Source organism: Pseudanabaena sp. Chao 1811 (genome assembly GCF_027942295.1).
Classification (GTDB): Bacteria; Cyanobacteriota; Cyanobacteriia; order Pseudanabaenales; family Pseudanabaenaceae; genus Pseudanabaena.
Genome location: NZ_CP101416.1, coordinates 2,626,184 through 2,647,500, shown reverse-complemented (window position 1 = coordinate 2,647,500; position 21,317 = coordinate 2,626,184). Strand labels below are relative to the sequence as shown.

The window sequence follows — 21,317 nt, the reverse complement described above, 5'->3', positions numbered from 1 at the left end:
CGTACTCCCCAGGCGGGGTACTTAACGCGTTAGCTACGGCACTGACCGGGTCGATACGGCCAACACCTAGTACCCATCGTTTACGGCTAGGACTACTGGGGTATCTAATCCCATTCGCTCCCCTAGCTTTCGTACTTCAGCGTCAGTTGAGATCCAGCAGGACGCTTTCGCCACTGGTGTTCTTCCAGATATCTACGCATTTCACCGCTACACCTGGAATTCCTCCTGCCCCTATCTCTCTCTAGTCTTACAGTTTCCATTGCCTTTCCAAGGTTAAGCCTCGGGCTTTGACAACAGACTTATAAAACCGCCTACGTACGCTTTACGCCCAATAATTCCGGATAACGCTTGCATCCTCCGTCTTACCGCGGCTGCTGGCACGGAGTTAGCCGATGCTTATTCGTTAGGTACCGTCATTATCTTCCCTAACAAAAGAGGTTTACAATCCACAGACCTTCGTCCCTCACGCGGTATTGCTCCGTCAGGCTTTCGCCCATTGCGGAAAATTCCCCACTGCTGCCTCCCGTAGGAGTCTGGACCGTGTCTCAGTTCCAGTGTGACTGGTCATCCTCTCAGACCAGTTACCGATCGTCGCCATGGTGTGCCGTTACCACTCCATCTAGCTAATCGGACGCAAGCTCATCTACAGGCATTTAAACTTTCACCCGAAGGCACATCCGGTATTAGCAGTCATTTCTAACTGTTGTCCCGAACCTATAGGTAGATTCTTACGCGTTACTCACCCGTCCGCCACTAGTACCGAAGTACCCGTTCGACTTGCATGTGTTAAGCATACCGCCAGCGTTCATCCTGAGCCAGGATCAAACTCTCCATGGTGTCTATCAGTTTCAAGATTTCTCTCTACTCCCTCTAGCTTTTTTCCTTTCGGATGGGTTTGACTTTTTTTTGCTTTTCGCTTATCCTGTCGGATAGCTGGTTATTTTTCAATAATCCAGTCTTTATTTTCTTGACGAGGTTTATTGGTTTCTTAAAGCTTTCAAACTATTCTTTTGTCTAGGTTCTCGCGCCTTTCCTTTCAGTTCGGTTCGCTTCGCTTTCGCTTGGCTCCCCTTCAGCGCTTTATTAATATAGCTACCTTAAATCCCTTTGTCAACTACTTTTCCGAAATTTGTTTAACTTTCCTTTTCTTGTTTGCTTGTATACCTTGCTAAATAAGGGTTTCAGGGGAGAAAAGTTTTTTAAGATTTAGGTAAAGCAGCTTCGATAGACTTAGTTACAAGAGCTTGAACTGCTTCTACACCTTCCCAGCCTCTAATTTCAGTGACCTTCTTTTCTAGATTTTTATAGGAACGGAAAAATTCAGCAATTTCTTCAAGGCGATGAGGGGCTATATCAGACAATGTCTTGACATCAGCATAACGGGGATCTTTGGCAGGGACACAGAGGATTTTTTCGTCACGATCGCCACCATCGATCATGATGAGCATTCCGATAGGACGGGCTGGAATCACACAACCAGGGAATGTGGGTTGATCCATGATGACCATGCCATCAAGGGGGTCGCCATCATCGGCAAGGGTATTAGGAACAAAGCCATAGTCGTAAGGATATTGGACAGAGGAATATAGGACACGGTCTAAAGCAAAGGCATTGAGGTCTTTGTCAAATTCATACTTGTTTTTGCTACCTGCGGGAATTTCGATCAAGACATTGAGGATGCCTGCTTTAGGTTGTGGTGGGATAAGAGATAAATCCATAACGATGATCCTTTAGGTGTTTTTTGTTACTTATGTATATGTTTGACGTGTTTTGGTCAACCAGCGATCGCATAGCAAATTGCTGTCTACCTAGAAAAAGTATAAGTGTCTAGGGCAATTGTTTTTACGGTTAATTAGTTAGTCTGATACGCACTTTTGAAAAAATATGCTTTACTGTGATGCATGTGAAGTGTGAGGATGTGCATGGTTTTGCAGCAGGAAGCTCGGTTCCCTATTGGTGTTTTTGATAGCGGGGTTGGGGGACTTACGGTTTTACAAGAAGTTCATCGCCAACTGCCTAATGAGTCAGTGGTTTATTTTGGTGATACAGCGAGATTGCCTTACGGAAAGCGATCGCCTGCGGAAATTATTGAATATGTCTATGAGATTTTGCACTGGATGCAGTCTGAGCGGGTCAAGATGGCAATCATGGCTTGCAATACGAGTTCGGCATTAGCCTTAGATATCGTTAGAAAAGATTTTGATATCCCGATCTTAGGGCTAATTTTGCCAGGGGCAAGAGCGGCTGTAGGCAAGGGCAAAAGGATTGGAGTAATTGCGACGACGGCAACTGTGAAGAGTGAAGCCTATGTCAGGGCAATTTGTGAGAGTGATCCCCAAGCACAGGTTTTTCAAATGGACTGTCCAGAGTTTGTCCCTTTGATTGAGTCAGATCGCATTCAAGATCCCTACACAATGCAAGTTGCAAAGCAGTATTTACAGCCACTAATCGAAGCAAATATTGACACTTTGGTTTTAGGCTGCACGCACTATCCCCATTTATCTGGAGTTTTACGTCAAATTTTGCCATCCCATGTGGCTTTAGTAAATCCTGCATCCTATGTGGTGAGGGCAGCGGCACAGGAGTTAGATTTGATGGGCTTAAAATGTCTAGACAATCGTTGTGGACGTGCTGAAACTCGCTTTTTTGTGAGTGGTGAACCTGATCGTTTTGCTCAAGTATCGCGCCGATGGTTAGGAAAGTTGCCTTTAGTGGAAAAAGTTGCCTTATCTCCTGTAGAATTGCTGTCTTAAAGTTTTGATAGGCACTCTCTAGTCGATTTGATGGGAGTATTTTTTCTTGAACCAACTGAACCAACATTACAAGCGATCGCTATGTTGTTTGATGTGCTTATTGGGTAGTAACCTTCTGTATGTGCAGGAAACCAAGGCAAAGGATGCTCTTGCTCAATCACTACAGAAGACTTCTCTACGAGCACAGATATTATCTAGTGGACAGACGCTGAGACTAAGTAATACCCAAATCAATTCTGATGGGTTGTTATTTAAGGATAGTAATCCTCAGATCAACGTTTCACGGTCAATTAATGTAAAACGCAATATTCTGGGCTTACAGATAAACGAGGATACACAACTGTCACCTAAATTTTCAGCGCCTGAAAATCCTTATAGCGTAAGCCCTCTAACAGTAGTGCAGTTTCAAAAATCCCCTGAGATCGCAAGATTGGGCTTTGATCTTGATAATCCCCAACCCAAGATTTGGCAAAGCTCCTTTGATACAGATCAGGGAGTATTGATGAAACCTATAACAGGTTTGTCATCAGAAGCTAGTGACACAACTAAAAATCCATCAGTAGCATCATTACCGATCGATATACCTACAACAATTGATGGTTTATCCTTTAATGGGTATGGGCAACTGGTAATTCAAGCAAGTCGAGCAATTACTTACCGTAGCAGCTTAGACTTGGCGAATAATATTTATAGCTTTACTGTTCCCGCTACAAGGATTTCGGCACAACTACGCCGTCCAATCTTAGGAGCCAATAGTCCGATTGAGCAGATTCGGCTTAATCAAGTTGGCGAATCGGTTGTAATTAGTATTAAAACAATTTCAGGCTGGCAAATAAGAGAAACTCCTAGAACTAATGCTCAGGCGATCGCTTTACAGTTAGTGAGTGTTGGTGTAGTTAATACTAGCGTCCCTAGAATTCCACGCTCTCAACCACAACAAATCTATGGCAATAATACTGGTCGGCAGTTAGTTGTGATTGATCCAGGACATGGCGGTCCCGATGTTGGTGCTACTCGCAATGGCATATACGAAAAAGATATTGTCCTATTAATGAGTAAACATCTAGGTAGGATATTGCAGCAAATGGGATACGCGGTGGTCTATACTCGCACTGAAGATATCGATCTAGATTTGGAACCAAGGGTTCAGATTGCAGAGAAGTCTAGAGCAAGCGTATTTGTTAGTGTGCATGTGAATTCACTTGATGCAAGATCCTCTCAAGTCAATGGCATTGAAACTTATCATGCTCCAGGTGCGTCTCTAGGAAAGAATCTTGCAGAATTGGTACATGAGCAAATTCTTGCTAGTACAGGTGCAAATGACCGTGGTGTGAGGTCAGCTAGATTTTATGTAATTCGCAATACTTCGATGCCTGCCATTCTTGTGGAGACTGGGTATATTACCAATCCATCGGAAGCAGCAAGATTGGTGAATCCTTCTTATCAAGAGCGAATGGCTGAGGCAATCGCTAAAGGGGTCGATCAATTCTTAAAATCCTATCGAAGATAGCTCATCAAGCAATTACAAATAGTTAAATATCTAGCTGTGCGATCGCTCAACTTGCGGATCTTTATGCCATTGGGAGAAATATTTTGCGATATCGACAACTAGCATTGGGAATTTGTGTGAGCATGGCTACTAACTATGCATGGAATCTGGGAAACCCTTCCAGTCGAGTGGCTTATGGGTTAGACTCTCACACCTTGCCAACAGTCTCAGGGACTAATCAAACAGCGAAGCCAAGCAATTTACTAGCACCTGCAATTGCCCAAAATACATCTGACCTATCCAATAGCATTAGACTCAATAGTATTCGTCCTACGACTAATGGCTTGATGCTGACGTTGAATGCTAATCCTGAAATCCGTATTCAACGTGAAGCTAATCCCAATCGCTTGATTGTTGATTTGCAAAATACTGCGGTGGTGAAGGAATTACACAAATCTAGCCTGCTGATGAATCGCTTTGGAGTCAAACAGGTCAGAATTGCCCAATTTCAAAATAATCCTGCGATCGCGCGTTTAGTTTTTGACCTCGATAGTAATGATCCCAATAGCAAGGTTGCTTGGCAAAGTCAGTACATCGCCGCAACCAATACTTTATTGCTCACTCCAGCCAATCTCGCTCAAACTCCTGTAACAACTAGTTTGCCAATTCCTGTAAGCAGTAATCCTATAAATACCAGCAAACCAGCCTCAATCCAAAGATTGAGCTTTAGTAATACAGGACAATTGATAATCGAGGCAAATCAACCTGTTAACTATCAAACTAGTCTTGATCGAGTTTCGGGAACCTTTAATTTAAGAGTTGCCAACGCTAATATTTCACCAACTTTACAGCGCCCTACCCTTTTAGCTACTAGCCCCATTGAAAGAATTCGCCTATCTCAAGTAGGAAATGCAGTAGAAATTGGAATTAAAACTAGTCCCAGTTGGCAAATACGTGAAATCCAACGCCAAAACAATCAACAAATCAATTTACAAGTTGCATCCAATTTACCCAGTAATAATCCTTCGGAGTCATTGCCAGCCCCAAACAGACAAGGTTTAGGAGTCATCGTTGTCGATCCTGGGCATGGGGGACCTGATGTGGGTGCTACGAGAAACGGGATTTATGAAAAGGATATCAATTTAGAAATTAGTAAGTATTTGGGCGGAATATTACAGCAAATGGGCTATTCCGTTATATACACGCGCACTAACGATATTGACCTAGATCTAGAGCCAAGGGTACAAATTGCGGAAAATGCCAGAGCTGATGCATTTGTAAGTGTGCATGTTAATTCCTTAGACGTGAATGCATCTAGCGTCAGTGGGGTAGAAACCTATCATGCTCGTGGCTCAACGGTTGGGCAAGAGCTAGCTAGATATGTGCATTCTCAGATTATTGCTAGTACAGGAGCAAGCGATCGCAATATCAGGGGGGCAGGTTTTTATGTAATTGCCAAGACTTCTATGCCTGCGATTTTGGTAGAGACGGGTTACATTACTAATCCAGCCGAATCTTCAAATTTGACTAGCCCCAATTATCAGAGGCGGATGGCTGAGGCAATCGCTAAAGGCATCGATCAATTTTTCAAATCTAACCGAAGATAGATGCTCAAAAAATTTTACAGAAACAACAATCTAGCTATTAAATAGCTCAATCTGCGAATATTTAAGCCATTGGGAGAATTATTTTGCAATATCGTCAACTAGCAGTTGGAGTGTGCATTAGCATTGCTAGTAGCTACATAGAAACTATCTTTAGCTCAAAAATAGAAGCTCATGAACTATCATTTCACACCACACGAGATCGCCTCACCCAAACGATCCCCATAGAATCAACTCCTAACACTCCGCGTCCAGTCCTTGTAGAAGTCAGTAATAGACATTTGGAAATTACAAGACTGAGTTTTAGTGCTAATGGTCAAGTCATAATCGAGGCTAATCAATCGTTAAGCTATCAAACTACGATTGATCGAACTTCTGGGATGTACAAAGTAACTATCCCTAATGCCAAAATTGCAGCTAATTTTCAGAGACCCACTTTAGCTGCTAATAGCCCTATTGAAAGAATTCGCCTCGAGCAAGTTGGAAACTCCTTAGAAATTAGTATTAAAACGATCGCTGGTTGGCAAATACGTGAAACTCAACGCTTAAATAATCAGCAGATTAAGTTACAAGTTTCTCTCAATAGCGTTTTACAATCTCCCAAACCGATCTCGCAGACTAATCCAATACCATTGCCTAACAGCAATGCCACACCATTGCCACAAAATACTGGAGATCGCCGCCGTGGTGTAATTCTCGTTGATGCTGGTCACGGTGGACGCGACCCTGGCGCAGTCGCTAATGGAGTCCGCGAAAAGGACATCGTACTACCTATCAGCTTAATTTTAGGTCAAAGCCTGCAAAGTATGGGCTACACCGTTTATTACACTCGCACCAATGATGTAGAAATTGATCTCGAACCCCGTGTTGCTCTAGCTGAACGGGTCAATGCTGATGTTTTTGTGAGCATTCATGCAAATTCCCTCGCCTCGCTCAATAGTGCTGTTAATGGTGTTGAGACTTTCCATGCGCGTGGCTCTACGTTGGGGCGAGAATTGGCGAGTTATGTCCAATCACAAATTATTGCTAGTACAGGAGCCAATGATCGTAAGGCAAAAGCCGCAGGTTTTTATGTACTTGCCCGAACTTCGATGCCTGCAATTTTGGTAGAAACTGGATTTGTGACCAATGCTAGAGAAGCTGCAAATCTCAGTGATCCCAATTATCAGAAGCGGATGGCTGAGGCGATCGCAAAAGGTATCGATCAGTTTATACGAATTCGCAGATAAAAACACGGAGCAAAACAAAGGGTGGCACATGCCACCCTTTGTTTTAAGACAGAACTTTAGCAAACTCTAAAGGCGATTGCGATTTCTGTTGTTTTTAAGACAGAACTTTAGCAAACTCTAAAGGCGATTGCGATTTCTGTTGTTGATGTCTGGCATCAGTAATCAACCAGTCCAAAGCAGCCGCTTGGAGATCAATTGTTGCCCCCGTCTTATCAACGCAATAGCGCCCAAACACTAACTTATCAACTAATCGCACATCCGAAAGGCGCGAATATTCAAAAATTACGCTCCGCTCAACCACAGCACCACTACAAACATGGCAATTAGGACCAATCATCGTTGGACCAATAATAGTTGCGCCATCCTCGATTTGGGTCATCCCACCAATATAAACAGGTCCACGAATATCAACTTTGTCCCAATTAACGGAAACATTTAAACCTGTATAGATGCCTGGATGTACTTCATGTCCGGGAATATTCACATTTTTGATTTTATTGGATAAAACATCTTGGATGGCTTGCCAATAGTCGGGTACTTTTCCGATATCCACCCATTGAAAGTCCATCGAAATCGCATGGAATGGTAGATCGGCTGCCACTAGCTTAGGGAATAAATCACTACCTAAATCAAATTCCACGCCTGATGGCACATAGTCCAGAATTTCAGGCTCAAAAATATAAATACCTGTGTTGATCGTATTGCTAAGAGCCGCTTCGACACTGGGCTTTTCCTGAAACTGCTTGATCCTTCCTTCAGAATCTGTCACAACCACACCATAGCTGGAAACCTGATCCCTAGGCACTGTCTTGGTAATAATGGTTGCTAAAGATTTTTTTTGGCGATGCCAGTTAATGGCATAGGTGAGATCGAGATCAATGAGAGCATCACCACAAAGAACGACAAACGTATCATCAAAAAATGGCGAGAAATCTTGGATTTTTTTTAGCCCACCTGCAGAGCCAAGGGCGCTACCTTGTAACTTACCATCGACAATAGTTCCCTCGAAGGAATAAGCCATTTGCACGCCAAATTTTTGACCATCCCGAAAATAGTTTTCGATCTCTTCGGACAGATGGCTCACATTAACCATAATGCGATCAAAGCCATGCTGTCTAAGCAATTCAACTAAGAATTCCATAACAGGCTTTTGCATGATCGGGATCATGGGTTTAGGCATGATATTTGTGATGGGGCGAATCCTCGTACCTTTACCCGCCGCCAGAATCATGGCTTTCATAACTTATGGTCTCCTCACACTATGATGAAATCTCACTTGCATGTCCCAGCAATTCAAAAAGTACATTCAAAATGCCTGAAAGTTGGTTTTATCATACCTTGTTAGGTAGTCTCTAGAAGGATATGGTCATAGGCATAATGCCCACCGCATCTTCCTCAAACTCTAAAAATCGATACTACGACTGTTATACAAACTCATCGTCTTTTCTAAACCGTCCCTCAAAATACTCGTTACTGTGGAATTACCAAGATCTAGGACTTCAGGTAAAACTTTATTTTCTGTAGCCGTAAATCCCCCTAAGACGTGGTTAGTAACATTTTGATTAGCTTTGGTAGCGATCGCCTGATTTTCTTTATTACCTCCACGCCCAATTCCAAGACGCAGACGGGGAAAGTTTTGCGTACCCAAATGCGAAATGATGGACTTCATGCCATTGTGACCACCTGCGGAACCAGAGGGACGCAATCGCAGCTTACCTAGGGGCAAGTCCATATCGTCGTAAATAACCAAAATATTTTCGGGACTACATTTAAACCAATCGGCACAGGCACGAACTGCCTGTCCTGATAAATTCATATAGGTCGTAGGTTTGAGCAAACGGATTTTGCCATTATGGGCTAATGAGCTAGATAAACGCCCCTCACCAAAGATCCCATAAAACCTCTTTTCCTTGCCTAAGGAGATACTCCAATCTTTAGCTAAGGCATCAACCGCCATAAAACCAATATTATGGCGGGTACGTTCATATTCTGGGCCCGGATTACCCAGACCAACAATTAGGGAAATAGACTGATTCTCAAGCATCCGTGGCGTTTGCTACTTCCTTAACTGCTTCGGATGGGGCAGATGCTACTGGGGTGGCGACAACTTCAGTGGTTGATGACGCTGGAGCCTTAGCGGCTTCAGTAGTCTGTTCTAAGCGATCGGCTTCACGCTTAAATTCTGATTCAAACTCGCGGGAAGCATCTTGAAAACCTTTAATCGCTTTGCCCATGCTGCGTCCGATTTCTGGTAATTTTTTGGGACCAAAAATCAGCAACGCCACTAACATGATCAAAATCATCTCAGGCAAGCCAATACCAAAAATATTCATGGGGAATGACCTTATGTATAGACAACTTAGTTTTGTAATAGATCAAAGGCACGCAGAGCGTGCCTTTGATATTGCGATCGCGCCTAACTAGAAATTAGCCGCCCCAGTTGAGGTTAACACCCTCAAGAATCAAGGAAGAGTTGTACAACTGGAGGATAATGACCAGAAATACAAGGAATAATGCCATGAATACAGCCATTAGAGGGGTGGTTCCCCAACCGCGAGAAACCTTACCGTATTCTGCATTCAGTGGTCTGAGAATATCGCCAAGCCAAGTACGTTGTGACATAAAGTTTGTCTATTAAAAACGATTGTTAGTAAATAGTATAATCGTAACAATAACTTAAAACATTGGTTCAATTCATGGAAAACGCAACTTCGATCGCAGTTACTATTGCTGTAACCGTGATCGTCTTAACGGCTTACGCAATATATGTGGCATTTGGACCACCAAATAAGGACTTAGTTGATCAGTTTGAAGAACACGAAGATTAGCTTACAGATAAGCAGCGCAAAGCACTGCTTATCTAAACGCATAAGCCATGACTAAGAATTTTCGCCTCACCCATGATGTTTTAGATGTAGCGACTGTCTATGCGATCGCAGACAATGCTCGTAATGGGGCAGTTGTACTCATGAGTGGTATGGTACGCAACCAGACGGGGGGCAGAGCCGTTGATTATCTGGACTATCAAGCTTACGAAGCAATGGCTTTACAAGTATTTCAAGATATTAGCGATCGCTGTCGAACAAAATTTCCTGATATTACCGAAGTCGTCATTCACCATCGACTAGGCAAGCTCAAAGTTGGGGAAATCAGTGTTTTAGTTGCCGTGGGTTCGCCCCACCGCGCCGAAGCTTTTGAAGCCTGTCGCTATGCGATCGATACATTAAAAACAGATGCTCCCATCTGGAAAAAAGAATTTTGGTTAGATGGGGTCAGCAGTTGGGTAAATTGTCCTATATAAAAAAGTTACAGCGCAAAGCGCTGTAACTTTTTTAATGAGCTATGTTGCTAGAAAAAGCTTTTTTTGAACGACCAGCCTATGAGGTTGCCCCCGATCTATTGGGCTGCACCATAGTACGCAGAATCGATGGCATTGAATATCGGGGCTTAATTGTGGAAACTGAAGCCTATGATGCTACTGATCCTGCTTGTCATGGTTATCGTCGCAAGACCAAACGCAACGGGGCAATTTTTGGAGCACCCTGTACAGCCTATGTTTATTTAATTTACGGCATTTATCACTGCGTTAATATCGTCACCGATCGCCAAGATTTTTGCAGTGCGGTACTCATTCGTGCCATCGAATGCGATCGCTTACCCAGTTGGAGCAATCCCAAAGATAAACCCCATCGCGCAGGCTCAGGACCAGGTAAACTTTGTCGCCTCTTGAAAATTGATCGCCAACTTGACGGTATTACTCTGCATCCAGATTTTGATTTATGGCTAGAGGCGCGATCACCACATTTTAAAGAACCAATTCATCAAACAACTCGCATCGGCATTACACAGGGGATCGATCTTCCTTGGCGTTGGTACTTACGCGATCGCCTTTCAGTATCCCGAAAATAAATATAAATAACTTTTTTCTTCACTTAATCCATCAGATTAATAACCTTTGCATAACTTTTGATTAAACAAATACTTAAACGAGGAAGTAGTATTTATTAAGTAAAAGATTATGGTTGTGCAGCCACATATTTTTATTTAGAGATTTTATTTTCTAAATACTAGAAATAGGTTCTCAACTTAAAATTTTCCTTAAAGTGATTATCCAGACATTTATCCAAAGATTCCAACCAATTTTAATAACTAAATTTTCATATAGATTTAAGCAAATCAATATTTTTAGATATCTGTAACACCTCACGAATAGGGGAAAGGAGAGAAGAGAAATGCGTATTGAAGTTATGCAACCAACGGGGCATCTTGATGCAAACAGCACTAATTATTTTCGTCAGCAAGCCAGCAATGTTTTAGACCGCAAACCCGATGTATTGCTGGTTGATCTCAAGCACCTCAAACAGATGGATAGTTCAGGTTTAGGAGCTTTAGTCTTTGTATTACGCAGTGCTGAAGCCACAGGATGTAAATTTGCACTTTGTTCGCTCAGCGAATATGTCGAATTTTTGCTAGAAGCCACATCAATGAAGGATTTATTTGATGTATTTGAAAATCGTAATCAATTTGAACAATCACTACGAAAAGTTTAATCATACTTCTAAAGTTCACCAACTAAAGGCAGCGCTAAGCGTTGCCTTTAGTTTTTTGATCTACTAAGCGATACAAATGTTGTTAAAATTTCACCATAATATTGACTAGTAACTAACTTAGAACCCTCAACCAAATCATGGAACCTAAAGAAACTACTGTTGAAGCAGCCACAGAAAGTTTAGTCGAATCTGTCGAAGTAGCAGCAAAGCCCCCAGTCACTGCACAAGAAACTACCAAGCCAGCTACTAATTCAGCAGTATCTGCACCTGAGGTAGCTCCGTCAACAACAGAACCTAGCACTGAAGTTGCTATCCCCCAAAACACACCTGAACTTACCACTGAGCTTTGGAATAAAATCACGGCTACTTGGGAAGAATATTTTGGCGAAGGTAAAAAGTCTAATGTGACTCTTGCCCTTACAGTTATCGCCATTATTCCTGTATTGATTGCCGCTTCTACACTTTTAGAATTTTTAGATAAATTACCTATACTACCTAGTATCTTTGAACTAGTTGGATTTGGCTATTCGATCTGGTTTGTCTACCGCTACTTACTACTCGCCAATACCCGCAAAGAATTAATTGACACAATCACGGCTTGGAAAAATAAAGTTTTCGGCTAGGCTAAACCTGCTAATCAACAGACGAGGGGCTAAAGCCCTTTGTCTATAGCAGTGTGTTTAGAGCTAGGATATTGATAAAGTAAGGCAAAATAAACAATTAATAAGCTGTTTACTAAGCAGTTTTGGGAAGCGAAGAGGGATATACGTCAAGCATGGGCAAAATTGTAGGTATTGATTTGGGTACGACAAACTCTGTGGTAGCCGTTATGGAAGGTGGCAAGCCCATAGTAATTGCGAACTCAGAAGGTAGCCGAACCACTCCCTCAGTTGTTAGCTTTACTAAAGATGGTGAGCGCCTTGTCGGGCAAATGGCACGTCGTCAAGCGGTGCTAAATCCTGACAATACTTTTTATTCTGTAAAGCGTTTTATCGGACGCAAGCATAGTGAACTCTCGGCAGAAACTAAGCGCGTCCCCTATACAGTCCGTCGGGATGAACAGGGTAATATCAAGTTACGCAGTTCTCGTCTCGAAAAAGATTTTGCGCCCGAAGAAATTTCGGCTATGGTTATTCGCAAGCTTGTGGATGAAGCGAGTCGCTATTTAGGAGAACCTGTAACGGGTGCAGTAATTACGGTTCCTGCCTATTTTAATGATTCTCAGCGTCAAGCCACCAAGGATGCAGGCAAAATTGCGGGGATCGAAGTCAAACGCATTTTAAATGAACCGACAGCAGCTTCCCTAGCCTATGGACTAGATAAGAAATCTAACAAGAAAATTTTAGTATTTGACCTTGGTGGGGGCACATTTGATGTGTCGGTACTAGAAGTCAGTGATGGCTTGTTTGAAGTCAAGGCAACCACAGGGGATACCCAATTGGGAGGGGATGACTTCGATCGCCAAATTGTGAATTACCTCGCCGAAGAATTTCTCAAGTCCGATGGTGTAGATCTGCGGAAAGAACGCCAAGCCTTGCAAAGATTAACTGAGGCTGCCGAAAAGGCAAAAATTGAGCTTTCGACAGTGGGCGTAACTGAAATTAACTTGCCTTTTATTACCGCAACCGCCGAAGGACCTCTACATTTAGAAACGAGTTTAAAGCGATCGCAATTTGAGCGACTCAGTGCCGATTTGCTAGAGCGTTTACAAATTCCCCTCGATCGCGTGTTGCGTGATGCTCAAATTAGTCCGCGCCAAATCGATGAAGTAGTACTAGTTGGTGGCTCTACTCGTATTCCCGCAGTGCAGGAAATGGTAGAAAGAGCGATCGGTAAACCACCAAGCCAAAGTGTTAATCCCGATGAAGTCGTTGCGATCGGTGCTGTGATCCAAGCAGCGATTTTATCTGGCGAAATTAAAGATGTTTTATTACTGGATGTCACGCCTTTATCTTTAGGTGTGGAAACATCGGGCGGCGTAGTTAAGCGATTAATTCCCAGAAACACAACAATTCCCTGTCGCAAGATGGAATTGTTCACCACTGCCGAAGACAATCAAACCTCGGTAGAAATTCATGTGGTGCAAGGTGAACGGGATCTAGCGGAATATAACAAGTCGTTAGGTCGCTTTAAACTTAGTGGACTCGATCCCCAACCTCGCGGTATGGCGCAGGTGGATGTCACCTTTGATTTGAATACCGACGGCATTTTGGCAGTGACAGCTAGCGATCGCCGCACAGGTGTAGAACGTCGCGTTACCATTCGCGGTGCTTCGACCCTAGATGAAAAAGAAGTCGAGCGCATGGTCACAGAAGCTGAGCAATATGCCGATCGAGATCGGGCAAAGAAAGAGCGCATTGAGAAATTAAATCGCGCTGACAACTTGGCAGTGGGAGCCGAGCGTCAACTCAAGGATCTCGCTCTCAACTATGGCTATAAACTCAGCTATGAGCGGCGCAAACAAATCGAAGGTTCGATTAAGAAACTGAAGGATGCCATTTCTAAGGAAGATGATGCTCTAATCGATCGCGCTCAAGTAGAACTTCAAGAGGCACTCTATGCTTTGTCTAGCGAACTCTATGCTGAAGAAGAATATTACGATGATGAGGATGACGATCTCTTCGGCGGCATTCTCGAAAGCATTGGTAGTTTTGCCAGTCGCAATAAACGCGGCAAAGATGAAGACGATCGCCGTCGTCCCAATACTAGAGTTTCCTACGATGACGATGATGACTGGATGTAATTAAAAAAGGGAGGTGACACAAAGTGTCACCTCCCTTTTTTATATCTCTAATCTTCGGTTTCTTCAGAAGTTTCCGCAACAGTTTCTATAGTAGTCACTGTCACATCACCACTTTGAAGTTCCGCTTCTTCAATCTCTTCTTCTAACGCAGGAGGAACTAAAGTTGCACCCACGATCGCATCGGAAGCATCTAGTCTTTGTAGACGTACACCTCTTGCTGTGCGAGACTGACAAGCGATCGCATCAGTGGACTGACGCATGACGATGCCACGACTGGTAACGATCATTAACTCGTTCTTTTCATCGACTAAACAGAGGGAAGCTAACTGATCTTGACCAGTTTTGAACTTAGTCACTCGCAATCCTTTACCTGCACGTTTTTGAATGCGGAACTGACTGACGGGAACGCGCTTACCATAGCCGCCTCTGGTGACTACCAGTACCCAAGGTCCTTGATATTTCTCGTTATTGGCTTCCGTATCAGCTTCCAAATTCTCATCTTCATTGGCGGTAACTGTCAAATCGATGTCTTCTTCAGAACCTTCAACTTCCTCGATTTCTGCAAGTCCTGCGGGGAGAATATCCATACTTACGATTTCATCATCACCTGTCAGACGCATCGATCGCACGCCACGAGTATCACGTCCCATTGGGCGCAACTGCTCATGGTCAGTACGGAAGCGGATGGACATCCCTTGACGAGAACCGACAATGATCGTGTTATCGGCTTTAGCGCGACGCACCCAGCGCAAGAGATCGCCTTCTTCAAGAGCGATCGCAATTAATCCATTAGAACGAATATTCGCAAAGGCAGGAAGCTTCGTCTTTTTGATGTAGCCTCCAGCCGTAAGCATGACTAGATACTCATCTTCACTGAATTCACTAATTGGTAATACGGTGGTGATTTTCTCATCGGCAGCGATCGGTAATAGCTGCACGACTGCCGTACCACGCGCTGCCCGACCTGATTCAGGAACTTCATAAGCCTTGACTCCGTACACCTTACCGCGATCGGTAAAGAAGAGAACCTTGTCATGACTACGACAGGCAAAGAAATGAGCGATCGCATCATCATCCTTGACATTAGCGCTTGCTTTACCCCTAGTCGCCCGATTTTGCGCCGTAAAGGTATCGACGGGCATCCGTTTGATATATCCCTGCTGCGTCACCATCACAATCGTTTCGCGATTGGCGATCAAATCGGCAGTATCAATATCACCTTCATTAGGAAGAATGCGAGTGCGGCGTGGTGTCGCAAATTCCGCTTTGATCGCTTCTAATTCTTCACGGGTAATCGTGAGAATACGTTCTCTATTTTGGAGAATATCTTGCAAGTCAGCAATCTTAGCAACTAACTGATTATGCTCATCATGAATCTTGTCGGCATCTTGAGCAGTCAAGCGGCGTAACTGCATCGCCAAAATCGCATCAGCTTGTGCTTCGGACAATCCATAGTTTTCGATCAAGCCTGTCTTCGCAGCACTGCTATCATCGGCTCCCCGAATCAAAGCGATTACGGCATCCAAATGATTGAGAGCAATTAATAGACCTTGTAATAAATGATCGCGTTCTTGTGCTTTCTTCAATTCATACTGAGTGCGGCGCGTAATTACTTCATAACGGAAGTCGAGGAAGACTTGCAAGGCATGGCGCAAAGTCAGCGTAATTGGTTCGCCATCAACAAGGGCAAGCAAATTGCAACTGAAGTTCGATTGCAGAGGTGTGGATTTGTAGAGATTATTCAATACCACTTTGGGATAGGCATCACGCTTTAGTTCGATGACTAACCGCATTCCATCGCGATCGCTTTCATCACGAATATCAGAAATGCCATCGAGTTTCTTCTCATTGACCATTTCCGCTATTTTCTCGATTAGCGAAGCCTTGTTAGTTTGGTAAGGCATTTCCGTGATAATAATCGCCTCACGATCCTGCCGTCCCGATGCTGAGATGGTCTCAAAGCTTGCCACTGCCCGCATCGTAATCGAGCCGCGTCCCGTGGTATAGGTTTCACGAATACCATCTGTGCCTAAAACCAATGCTCCCGTTGGGAAATCAGGGCCAGGGATATATTTCATCAGCTCTAGATCACCAAGGCTAGGATCGGCAATTAGAGCTACCAAACCATCCACCAACTCACCCAAATTATGAGGAGGAATATTTGTTGCCATCCCCACGGCAATCCCTGCGGAGCCATTTAGCAATAACTGGGGAATTCGCGCTGGCATGACTAGCGGTTCTTGTTGCGAACCATCGTAGTTATCGCCAAAGTTAACCGTATCGCGCTCGATATCTTGAATCAGACCCACTTGGGCAATGCGGGTCAAACGACATTCGGTATATCGCATCGCCGCAGGGGGATCGTTATCCACAGAGCCGAAGTTGCCATGACCATCGACCATGCGATCGCGCATCGAAAAGTCCTGCGCCATCCGTACCAGTGCTTCATACACTGCCGTGTCACCGTGGGGGTGATATTTACCGATTACGTCACCGACAACACGGGCGCATTTTCTAAAGGGGCGATCGGCGCTCAAGCCCAACTCGTGCATGGCGTAGAGAATACGACGGTGTACGGGTTTGAGTCCATCACGGGCATCGGGCAGGGCGCGACCGACGATCACGCTCATGGCATATTCCAGATAGGATCGCGACATTTCGCCGCGCAGGTCTGTTGGAATAATCCGATCTTCTAAGATATCAGTCATACAGCTACTTAAATTCTCCTTGCATGGCTTGGCAGTGCTTGCCTCGCGTGAGATAGGCAATTCTTACTAAGTGTCTTACTATTATAAGGCTTTGCGGGTTTGCAAACCCGCAAAGCCTTATAAAAAGCCTTAGAAGGAAAGAGTTGTCAAACTACTAATTCATAGTGTTTATTAACGCCAGTTCGGATTAAGCTGGCAAATTTTCAAAACCCAAAAGTAAAAGCCTTGCTTAGCAAGGCTTTTACTTTTGGGTTTTGAGAGAGGGTTTACTACGCAAACCCTCTCTCAAAACTAGTTTCAAATTATCCCGAACTCGCGTTTTATTAGCTTCTTTTATCTGAAAAAATTGGAACTTTTTCAGTTCTAATTACGACTAAAAAAAATCTCATATTCTTTACTTGATTTACAAATGCTAATAATCAAATTATTAGTTGAACTATAGCAAGACTAAATCATTTGTAGATTTTCGGATTTGCGGAAGCGCACCCCTAAGGGGTGCGCTTCCGCAAATCATTTAGGATTGATATATGCCAGTAGTAAATTTAAACAATGAAAATCTCTGCTAGCTTAAATAAGCTTTTGTATAGCATTTACCTTGACAAAAATTCGTATTGAGTTAGCAATTGTATATGTTTGTAGATCAGCTTTTTACTATGGTTTCAGTAGAGATAAATTGATATGTCCACTATAATTTTTTAGTTTAATTTGTCAGCCAGTTTGCGTACACTAAAATATGTTAAATGATTGGCACTATAAGCTAATCTTAAGAATGTGTGATGTGAGTGTACTTGTTTGTCACAAAGACAGGCAAATCTTTAGTTAGTAATTGCAAGCGTATGAGCGATCAACCAGAAAATCCAAAAGCCAAGCAGACAGAAGATAATAGTGATCGCATTAAGCAAAACAAAGATCTTCAACCAAAAACAACTTTTAAACCGAAACTAAGCCATATTCTAGGAATGTTGTTTTTGGGTGTAGTGCTGAGTGGGGCAGCCGCAAGAACTTGGCAAATTATCGGTCAGCCCAAACCATCGTCAGAACCGATCGCCCAAGGTACTGACGCATCCATCCCACCCTATGATCGCAATGGCTTTCCAAATCTAAATCCCCCAGCACCTGCTGATGCTGAGGTGTGGGAATGTGATGTAGCGATCGTTGGTGGTTCCTTAGGTGGTGTTGCAGCCGCTTATCACTCCATGAAAACTGGGGCAACTACTTGCTTAATCGAACTAACACCGATGCTAGGCGGTCAGGTAAGTTCGCAGGGTGTTAGTGCGATCGATGAATCACTGCTCATGCGCTATCGCCAGCAATTCCCCTTGAGTTGGACGCATTTCAAAAATATTATTGCCAGTCAACCCGCCCTACCCGAAAAATATTCCTATCTCAAACCGGGGGCTGTGGTGGCGGATACGAATAGTTGCTGGGTTGGCAATCTTTGCTTTACACCCTATTCAGGGGAACTAGCTGCCGAAGAATTTTTGCGCGAGTCACAGCGGTCTGCCCCAAAAAGTAGATGGGAAACCCAAGTTGCCTTTAAGGGAGCAAGTTTTAATGACAAGGGTAATCGCATTACGGCAATCCATGCGGTAAGACGCATCCCTCGAGATCCTAACTACTTAGTTCAAGGTCGTCTCTCAAGGGAACTCAAAAGCTGGTTCAACTGGAACTCTGATGAGACCTTTGACAAAAAAGCAATTCGTTTACAGGCTCCCGCAGGTAAGCAGATGATCGTCATTGATTCTACCGATACTGCGGAATTAATTGCATGGGCAAATATACCCCATCGTCTAGGGGCAGAAAGTTTCAGCACCACAGGAGAAGTCCATGCGGTGGCGGATAATCCTGAATGTACCCAAGCATTTACCTTCCCCTTTGTACTGAAAATTGCCGATGATGAGGGGCGATCGCTAAAGGAACTCCGCAAAGTTCAACCGGGCTATTCGCGTGAAGAACATCGCAAAGACTATGATTTGGGAAGATTCCCCATGTTTGAAGGCAATAGCATGTTTAACTATCGCCGTATTGTCAGCATGAAGCGTGATGACCCATTTAAGGCGACCCCTGCTAAGGGTGACATGACCGTTGTTAACTGGAACCGTGGCAATGACTGGGGCATCATGAATCCTCCGTTGATTTTGACGGATAAGCAAATTCGTGATTCTGGACAACAACAAAATTGGTTAGGCGGCTTAAATACCACGGCTCTCAAGGATGGGGAAAATCATGCACTGTTATTTGCAGAATGGCTCATGGATAAATATGCTTCAGCCGAGTTTCCCATAAGAATGATGTCAGGACCAGATAGTCCCATGCCAACCCAATCGGGTTTAAGTATGTATCCTTACATTCGAGAAGGTCGGAGAATTTTAGGTCGCGCTGCCTATGGACAGCCAGAATTTTTCATGCGTGAGCAGGACATTCGCAATGATATGGAAGGTGGGCGTAAATTTAATGCCACTTCCATTGGCTTAACCCACTATGCGATCGATATGCATGGTTGCCGCTATCGCAATTGGGAGCCATCTAAATCCCCCAGTGCGGCTCCAGCTAATGAGGATAAGGTACGCCCCATTATTTTGCCCTTTGAGAGTTTGATTCCCCAACGGATTGACAATTTACTCATGGGTGGCAAGGCGATCGCGGTTAGTCACATTGTTAACGGCGCAACTCGTATCCATGTTGGTGAATGGTCGGCGGGGGCAGCAGCAGGGGCAACCGCAGCATGGATTATCGTGCAGGATGACCCTGCTTTGACTCCACAAGCAATTCTTGATCGGGGCAGAATTAGCGAGTTACAAAACCACCTGCGATCGCAAGGACTGTTGCTCGATTGGTAAAGAATAAAGGCGGCGCAATGCGCCGCCTTTATTCTGAGAGATCTGGTTTACTAAAAATAGCCGTAAATACCTGCTTAATCGTTAGTAAAACGAGTCCCAAGGCAATTACAGCAAAAATCATCGTGATGCCCGTACCAAGAGCCAGTAGTATTGTGCGGACAAGGGTAGAAAGACGATTTGCGAGGGTATTAGTGGTCTGTAAAGGGGCAGTCGCTAACTTATTAGCCACCATATTGGTAAATGCGTAGAGAGCAGTAGCTAAGGTGGCAGCAATCGCAGCTCCTGTGAGATTTTTAAAAGGCGACGGTGTGGTGTTAGGAGAGGTAAGTTTAGCTTCTTCAGACATATGATGGCTTACAAAATCAATAACAAAATCTAAACATAAATAGCAACTAGGGTGAGAGGGGCATTGCTTAGTACCCTTCTAGATCGCGATCAAATTACTAAAAAATAAATAAAGATAAGTAGCAATGCTTGGCGTTACTACTTATCTTTTACAGATTGTGACCTAAAATCACAAAAAATTCATTCAAACAGGTAAAAAACTTAATATCTTTGACCACAAAATGATTTAAGATATCCGCACTCAACACAAAAATGCTAGTCCCACTGGAAACAGTGGGCTTTCTTTTATCATTGCACAAATGTTTGTGTGGTGCGACAACAAATTGTTGACACTTTTCAATATTGCATTGCCTACTCCTATAAAAAAAGATGGTTGCTTTGCAAACATCTTTTTTATTATTTCAGTTTAGTTTTATTTCTTTTCGTGCCGTGCATAGTCATCTTGGAAGCGAATAATGTCATCTTCGCCCAAATATTCCCCATTTTGGACTTCAATCAAAATCAAAGGAATAATGCCAGGGTTCTCTAGACGGTGGGATGTACATTTAGGTACATAGGTGGATTGATTAGTACTGATCATTGTTTCTTTATCGCCACAGGTTACTTTGGCAGTCCCTGAAACCACAATCCAATGCTCACTACGATGATGGTGCATTTGCAAACTAAGTCGATGCCCCGGCTTGACTTCAATCCGTTTTATTTTGTAGCCACGTCCCTCTTCCAAGGTGGTAAATGTACCCCAAGGTCTTTCTACAGTGGTGTGAGGCGATTCCCCGTTGAGATTTGCTAAACTTGCGATCGCGGCAGGAGCTTCTTTTACTGGTGACATAACTTGCAACTTAGAAAGCTGAACTGCTCCTAGAATAGCACTAAGCTAAATAATCTTGGTGGACTAAGTAAATGGGTACAAGCTATTGATTAGCCTGTAATTCAATCCTTTAAAATTCCATACAAAATGTTTTATTTCTAAACAAAATTTTCCAACAAAATTTCTCAATACAGCAATCCTAAATGGTTTGTGGAAGCGCACCCCGAAGGGGTGCGCTTCCACAAATC

At 43.6% G+C, this 21,317-nt stretch carries 19 protein-coding genes and 1 rRNA gene (1 of these 20 cut by a window edge); 11 read left to right on the top strand and 9 right to left on the bottom strand.

Annotation, left to right across the window (positions count from 1 at the left end; translation table 11 throughout):
* Both NMG48_RS12130 and NMG48_RS12125 read right to left on the bottom strand, forming a co-directional pair.
* Positions 1 to 837, bottom strand: a 16S ribosomal RNA gene (locus tag NMG48_RS12130); it reaches 649 nt to the left of the window's first position.
* A gap of 362 nt (positions 838 to 1,199) precedes the next feature.
* Positions 1,200 to 1,718: an inorganic diphosphatase gene (locus tag NMG48_RS12125; RefSeq protein ID WP_271251809.1), complete on the bottom strand. Its 519-nt coding sequence runs from the start codon at positions 1,716 to 1,718 to the stop codon at positions 1,200 to 1,202.
* Positions 1,719 to 1,922: 204 nt separating this feature from the next.
* Between NMG48_RS12125 and murI the strand changes: the two genes are divergently transcribed.
* The 4 genes from murI (at position 1,923) to NMG48_RS12105 (ending at position 7,075) form a co-directional block, all read left to right on the top strand.
* Positions 1,923 to 2,753 carry a glutamate racemase gene (gene murI / locus NMG48_RS12120; RefSeq protein ID WP_271251808.1) on the top strand — a complete coding sequence of 277 codons (831 nt, stop codon included), beginning with the start codon at positions 1,923 to 1,925 and terminating at the stop codon, positions 2,751 to 2,753.
* Between the two features lie 46 nt (positions 2,754 to 2,799).
* Positions 2,800 to 4,263 (top strand): N-acetylmuramoyl-L-alanine amidase family protein, encoded by a 1,464-nt coding sequence (locus NMG48_RS12115; protein ID WP_271251807.1) that lies wholly within the window; start codon positions 2,800 to 2,802, stop codon positions 4,261 to 4,263.
* Between the two features lie 122 nt (positions 4,264 to 4,385).
* The gene (locus tag NMG48_RS12110; RefSeq protein ID WP_271251806.1) at positions 4,386 to 5,849 is read left to right on the top strand and encodes an N-acetylmuramoyl-L-alanine amidase; all 1,464 of its coding nucleotides are present in this window, start codon (positions 4,386 to 4,388) and stop codon (positions 5,847 to 5,849) included.
* 83 nt (positions 5,850 to 5,932) lie between these two features.
* Positions 5,933 to 7,075, top strand: coding sequence for an N-acetylmuramoyl-L-alanine amidase family protein (locus NMG48_RS12105; RefSeq protein WP_271251805.1), 1,143 nt, complete (start codon positions 5,933 to 5,935; stop codon positions 7,073 to 7,075).
* Between the two features lie 94 nt (positions 7,076 to 7,169).
* Here the strand turns inward: NMG48_RS12105 and NMG48_RS12100 are convergent, their stop codons facing one another.
* The 4 genes from NMG48_RS12100 to psbH form a co-directional block, all read right to left on the bottom strand.
* Positions 7,170 to 8,315 carry an NDP-sugar synthase gene (locus NMG48_RS12100; RefSeq protein ID WP_271251804.1) on the bottom strand — a complete coding sequence of 382 codons (1,146 nt, stop codon included), beginning with the start codon at positions 8,313 to 8,315 and terminating at the stop codon, positions 7,170 to 7,172.
* Positions 8,316 to 8,477: 162 nt separating this feature from the next.
* Positions 8,478 to 9,119 (bottom strand): aminoacyl-tRNA hydrolase, encoded by a 642-nt coding sequence (pth, locus tag NMG48_RS12095; protein ID WP_271251803.1) that lies wholly within the window; start codon positions 9,117 to 9,119, stop codon positions 8,478 to 8,480.
* Positions 9,112 to 9,408 (bottom strand): TatA/E family twin arginine-targeting protein translocase, encoded by a 297-nt coding sequence (locus NMG48_RS12090; protein ID WP_271251802.1) that lies wholly within the window; start codon positions 9,406 to 9,408, stop codon positions 9,112 to 9,114. Before NMG48_RS12090 ends, pth begins: the two co-directional genes overlap by 8 nt.
* Before the next feature lie 94 nt (positions 9,409 to 9,502).
* Positions 9,503 to 9,697, bottom strand: coding sequence for a photosystem II reaction center phosphoprotein PsbH (psbH, locus tag NMG48_RS12085; protein ID WP_271251801.1), 195 nt, complete (start codon positions 9,695 to 9,697; stop codon positions 9,503 to 9,505).
* 74 nt (positions 9,698 to 9,771) lie between these two features.
* Between psbH and psbN the strand changes: the two genes are divergently transcribed.
* The 6 genes from psbN (at position 9,772) to dnaK (ending at position 14,368) form a co-directional block, all read left to right on the top strand.
* Positions 9,772 to 9,903, top strand: a complete 132-nt coding sequence (gene psbN / locus NMG48_RS12080) for a photosystem II protein N (protein ID WP_271251800.1) — start codon at positions 9,772 to 9,774, stop codon at positions 9,901 to 9,903.
* Positions 9,904 to 9,950: 47 nt separating this feature from the next.
* Positions 9,951 to 10,376 (top strand): molybdenum cofactor biosynthesis protein MoaE, encoded by a 426-nt coding sequence (locus NMG48_RS12075; RefSeq protein ID WP_271251799.1) that lies wholly within the window; start codon positions 9,951 to 9,953, stop codon positions 10,374 to 10,376.
* 41 nt (positions 10,377 to 10,417) lie between these two features.
* Complete coding sequence (locus NMG48_RS12070; RefSeq protein ID WP_271251798.1) at positions 10,418 to 10,984, top strand: DNA-3-methyladenine glycosylase; 567 nt, start codon at positions 10,418 to 10,420, stop codon at positions 10,982 to 10,984.
* Between the two features lie 323 nt (positions 10,985 to 11,307).
* The gene (locus tag NMG48_RS12065) at positions 11,308 to 11,625 is read left to right on the top strand and encodes an STAS domain-containing protein (protein WP_271251797.1); all 318 of its coding nucleotides are present in this window, start codon (positions 11,308 to 11,310) and stop codon (positions 11,623 to 11,625) included.
* Positions 11,626 to 11,762: 137 nt separating this feature from the next.
* The gene (locus NMG48_RS12060) at positions 11,763 to 12,248 is read left to right on the top strand and encodes a CAAD domain-containing protein (protein WP_271251796.1); all 486 of its coding nucleotides are present in this window, start codon (positions 11,763 to 11,765) and stop codon (positions 12,246 to 12,248) included.
* A gap of 152 nt (positions 12,249 to 12,400) precedes the next feature.
* On the top strand, positions 12,401 to 14,368 hold the full coding sequence (gene dnaK, locus NMG48_RS12055; RefSeq protein ID WP_271251795.1) for a molecular chaperone DnaK: 1,968 nt from the start codon (positions 12,401 to 12,403) through the stop codon (positions 14,366 to 14,368).
* 47 nt (positions 14,369 to 14,415) lie between these two features.
* Here the strand turns inward: dnaK and gyrA are convergent, their stop codons facing one another.
* Complete coding sequence (gene gyrA / locus NMG48_RS12050; protein WP_271251794.1) at positions 14,416 to 17,076, bottom strand: DNA gyrase subunit A; 2,661 nt, start codon at positions 17,074 to 17,076, stop codon at positions 14,416 to 14,418.
* An 836-nt stretch (positions 17,077 to 17,912) separates the two neighbouring features.
* Here gyrA and NMG48_RS12045 point away from each other — a divergent pair.
* Positions 17,913 to 19,916, top strand: coding sequence for an FAD-dependent oxidoreductase (locus tag NMG48_RS12045; protein WP_271251793.1), 2,004 nt, complete (start codon positions 17,913 to 17,915; stop codon positions 19,914 to 19,916).
* A gap of 28 nt (positions 19,917 to 19,944) precedes the next feature.
* Here the strand turns inward: NMG48_RS12045 and NMG48_RS12040 are convergent, their stop codons facing one another.
* Positions 19,945 to 20,262, bottom strand: coding sequence for a DUF3082 domain-containing protein (locus tag NMG48_RS12040; RefSeq protein WP_271251792.1), 318 nt, complete (start codon positions 20,260 to 20,262; stop codon positions 19,945 to 19,947).
* Between the two features lie 411 nt (positions 20,263 to 20,673).
* Positions 20,674 to 21,090: a phosphomannose isomerase type II C-terminal cupin domain gene (locus NMG48_RS12035; protein WP_271251791.1), complete on the bottom strand. Its 417-nt coding sequence runs from the start codon at positions 21,088 to 21,090 to the stop codon at positions 20,674 to 20,676.
* Positions 21,091 to 21,317 lie beyond the last annotated feature (227 nt).

What these genes read in the sequence shown, in the direction of transcription:
- psbH (WP_271251801.1), bottom strand. Translation starts at nt 9,697, where the DNA reads ATGTCACAACGTACTTGGCTTGGCGATATTCTCAGACCACTGAATGCA.
- dnaK (WP_271251795.1), top strand. Translation starts at nt 12,401, where the DNA reads ATGGGCAAAATTGTAGGTATTGATTTGGGTACGACAAACTCTGTGGTA.
- NMG48_RS12065 (WP_271251797.1), top strand. Translation starts at nt 11,308, where the DNA reads ATGCGTATTGAAGTTATGCAACCAACGGGGCATCTTGATGCAAACAGC.
- NMG48_RS12090 (WP_271251802.1), bottom strand. Translation starts at nt 9,408, where the DNA reads ATGAATATTTTTGGTATTGGCTTGCCTGAGATGATTTTGATCATGTTA.
- gyrA (WP_271251794.1), bottom strand. Translation starts at nt 17,076, where the DNA reads ATGACTGATATCTTAGAAGATCGGATTATTCCAACAGACCTGCGCGGC.
- psbN (WP_271251800.1), top strand. Translation starts at nt 9,772, where the DNA reads ATGGAAAACGCAACTTCGATCGCAGTTACTATTGCTGTAACCGTGATC.
- NMG48_RS12045 (WP_271251793.1), top strand. Translation starts at nt 17,913, where the DNA reads ATGAGCGATCAACCAGAAAATCCAAAAGCCAAGCAGACAGAAGATAAT.
- NMG48_RS12060 (WP_271251796.1), top strand. Translation starts at nt 11,763, where the DNA reads ATGGAACCTAAAGAAACTACTGTTGAAGCAGCCACAGAAAGTTTAGTC.
- NMG48_RS12070 (WP_271251798.1), top strand. Translation starts at nt 10,418, where the DNA reads ATGTTGCTAGAAAAAGCTTTTTTTGAACGACCAGCCTATGAGGTTGCC.
- murI (WP_271251808.1), top strand. Translation starts at nt 1,923, where the DNA reads ATGGTTTTGCAGCAGGAAGCTCGGTTCCCTATTGGTGTTTTTGATAGC.
- NMG48_RS12125 (WP_271251809.1), bottom strand. Translation starts at nt 1,718, where the DNA reads ATGGATTTATCTCTTATCCCACCACAACCTAAAGCAGGCATCCTCAAT.
- NMG48_RS12100 (WP_271251804.1), bottom strand. Translation starts at nt 8,315, where the DNA reads ATGAAAGCCATGATTCTGGCGGCGGGTAAAGGTACGAGGATTCGCCCC.
- pth (WP_271251803.1), bottom strand. Translation starts at nt 9,119, where the DNA reads ATGCTTGAGAATCAGTCTATTTCCCTAATTGTTGGTCTGGGTAATCCG.
- NMG48_RS12075 (WP_271251799.1), top strand. Translation starts at nt 9,951, where the DNA reads ATGACTAAGAATTTTCGCCTCACCCATGATGTTTTAGATGTAGCGACT.
- NMG48_RS12035 (WP_271251791.1), bottom strand. Translation starts at nt 21,090, where the DNA reads ATGTCACCAGTAAAAGAAGCTCCTGCCGCGATCGCAAGTTTAGCAAAT.
- NMG48_RS12040 (WP_271251792.1), bottom strand. Translation starts at nt 20,262, where the DNA reads ATGTCTGAAGAAGCTAAACTTACCTCTCCTAACACCACACCGTCGCCT.
- NMG48_RS12110 (WP_271251806.1), top strand. Translation starts at nt 4,386, where the DNA reads ATGGCTACTAACTATGCATGGAATCTGGGAAACCCTTCCAGTCGAGTG.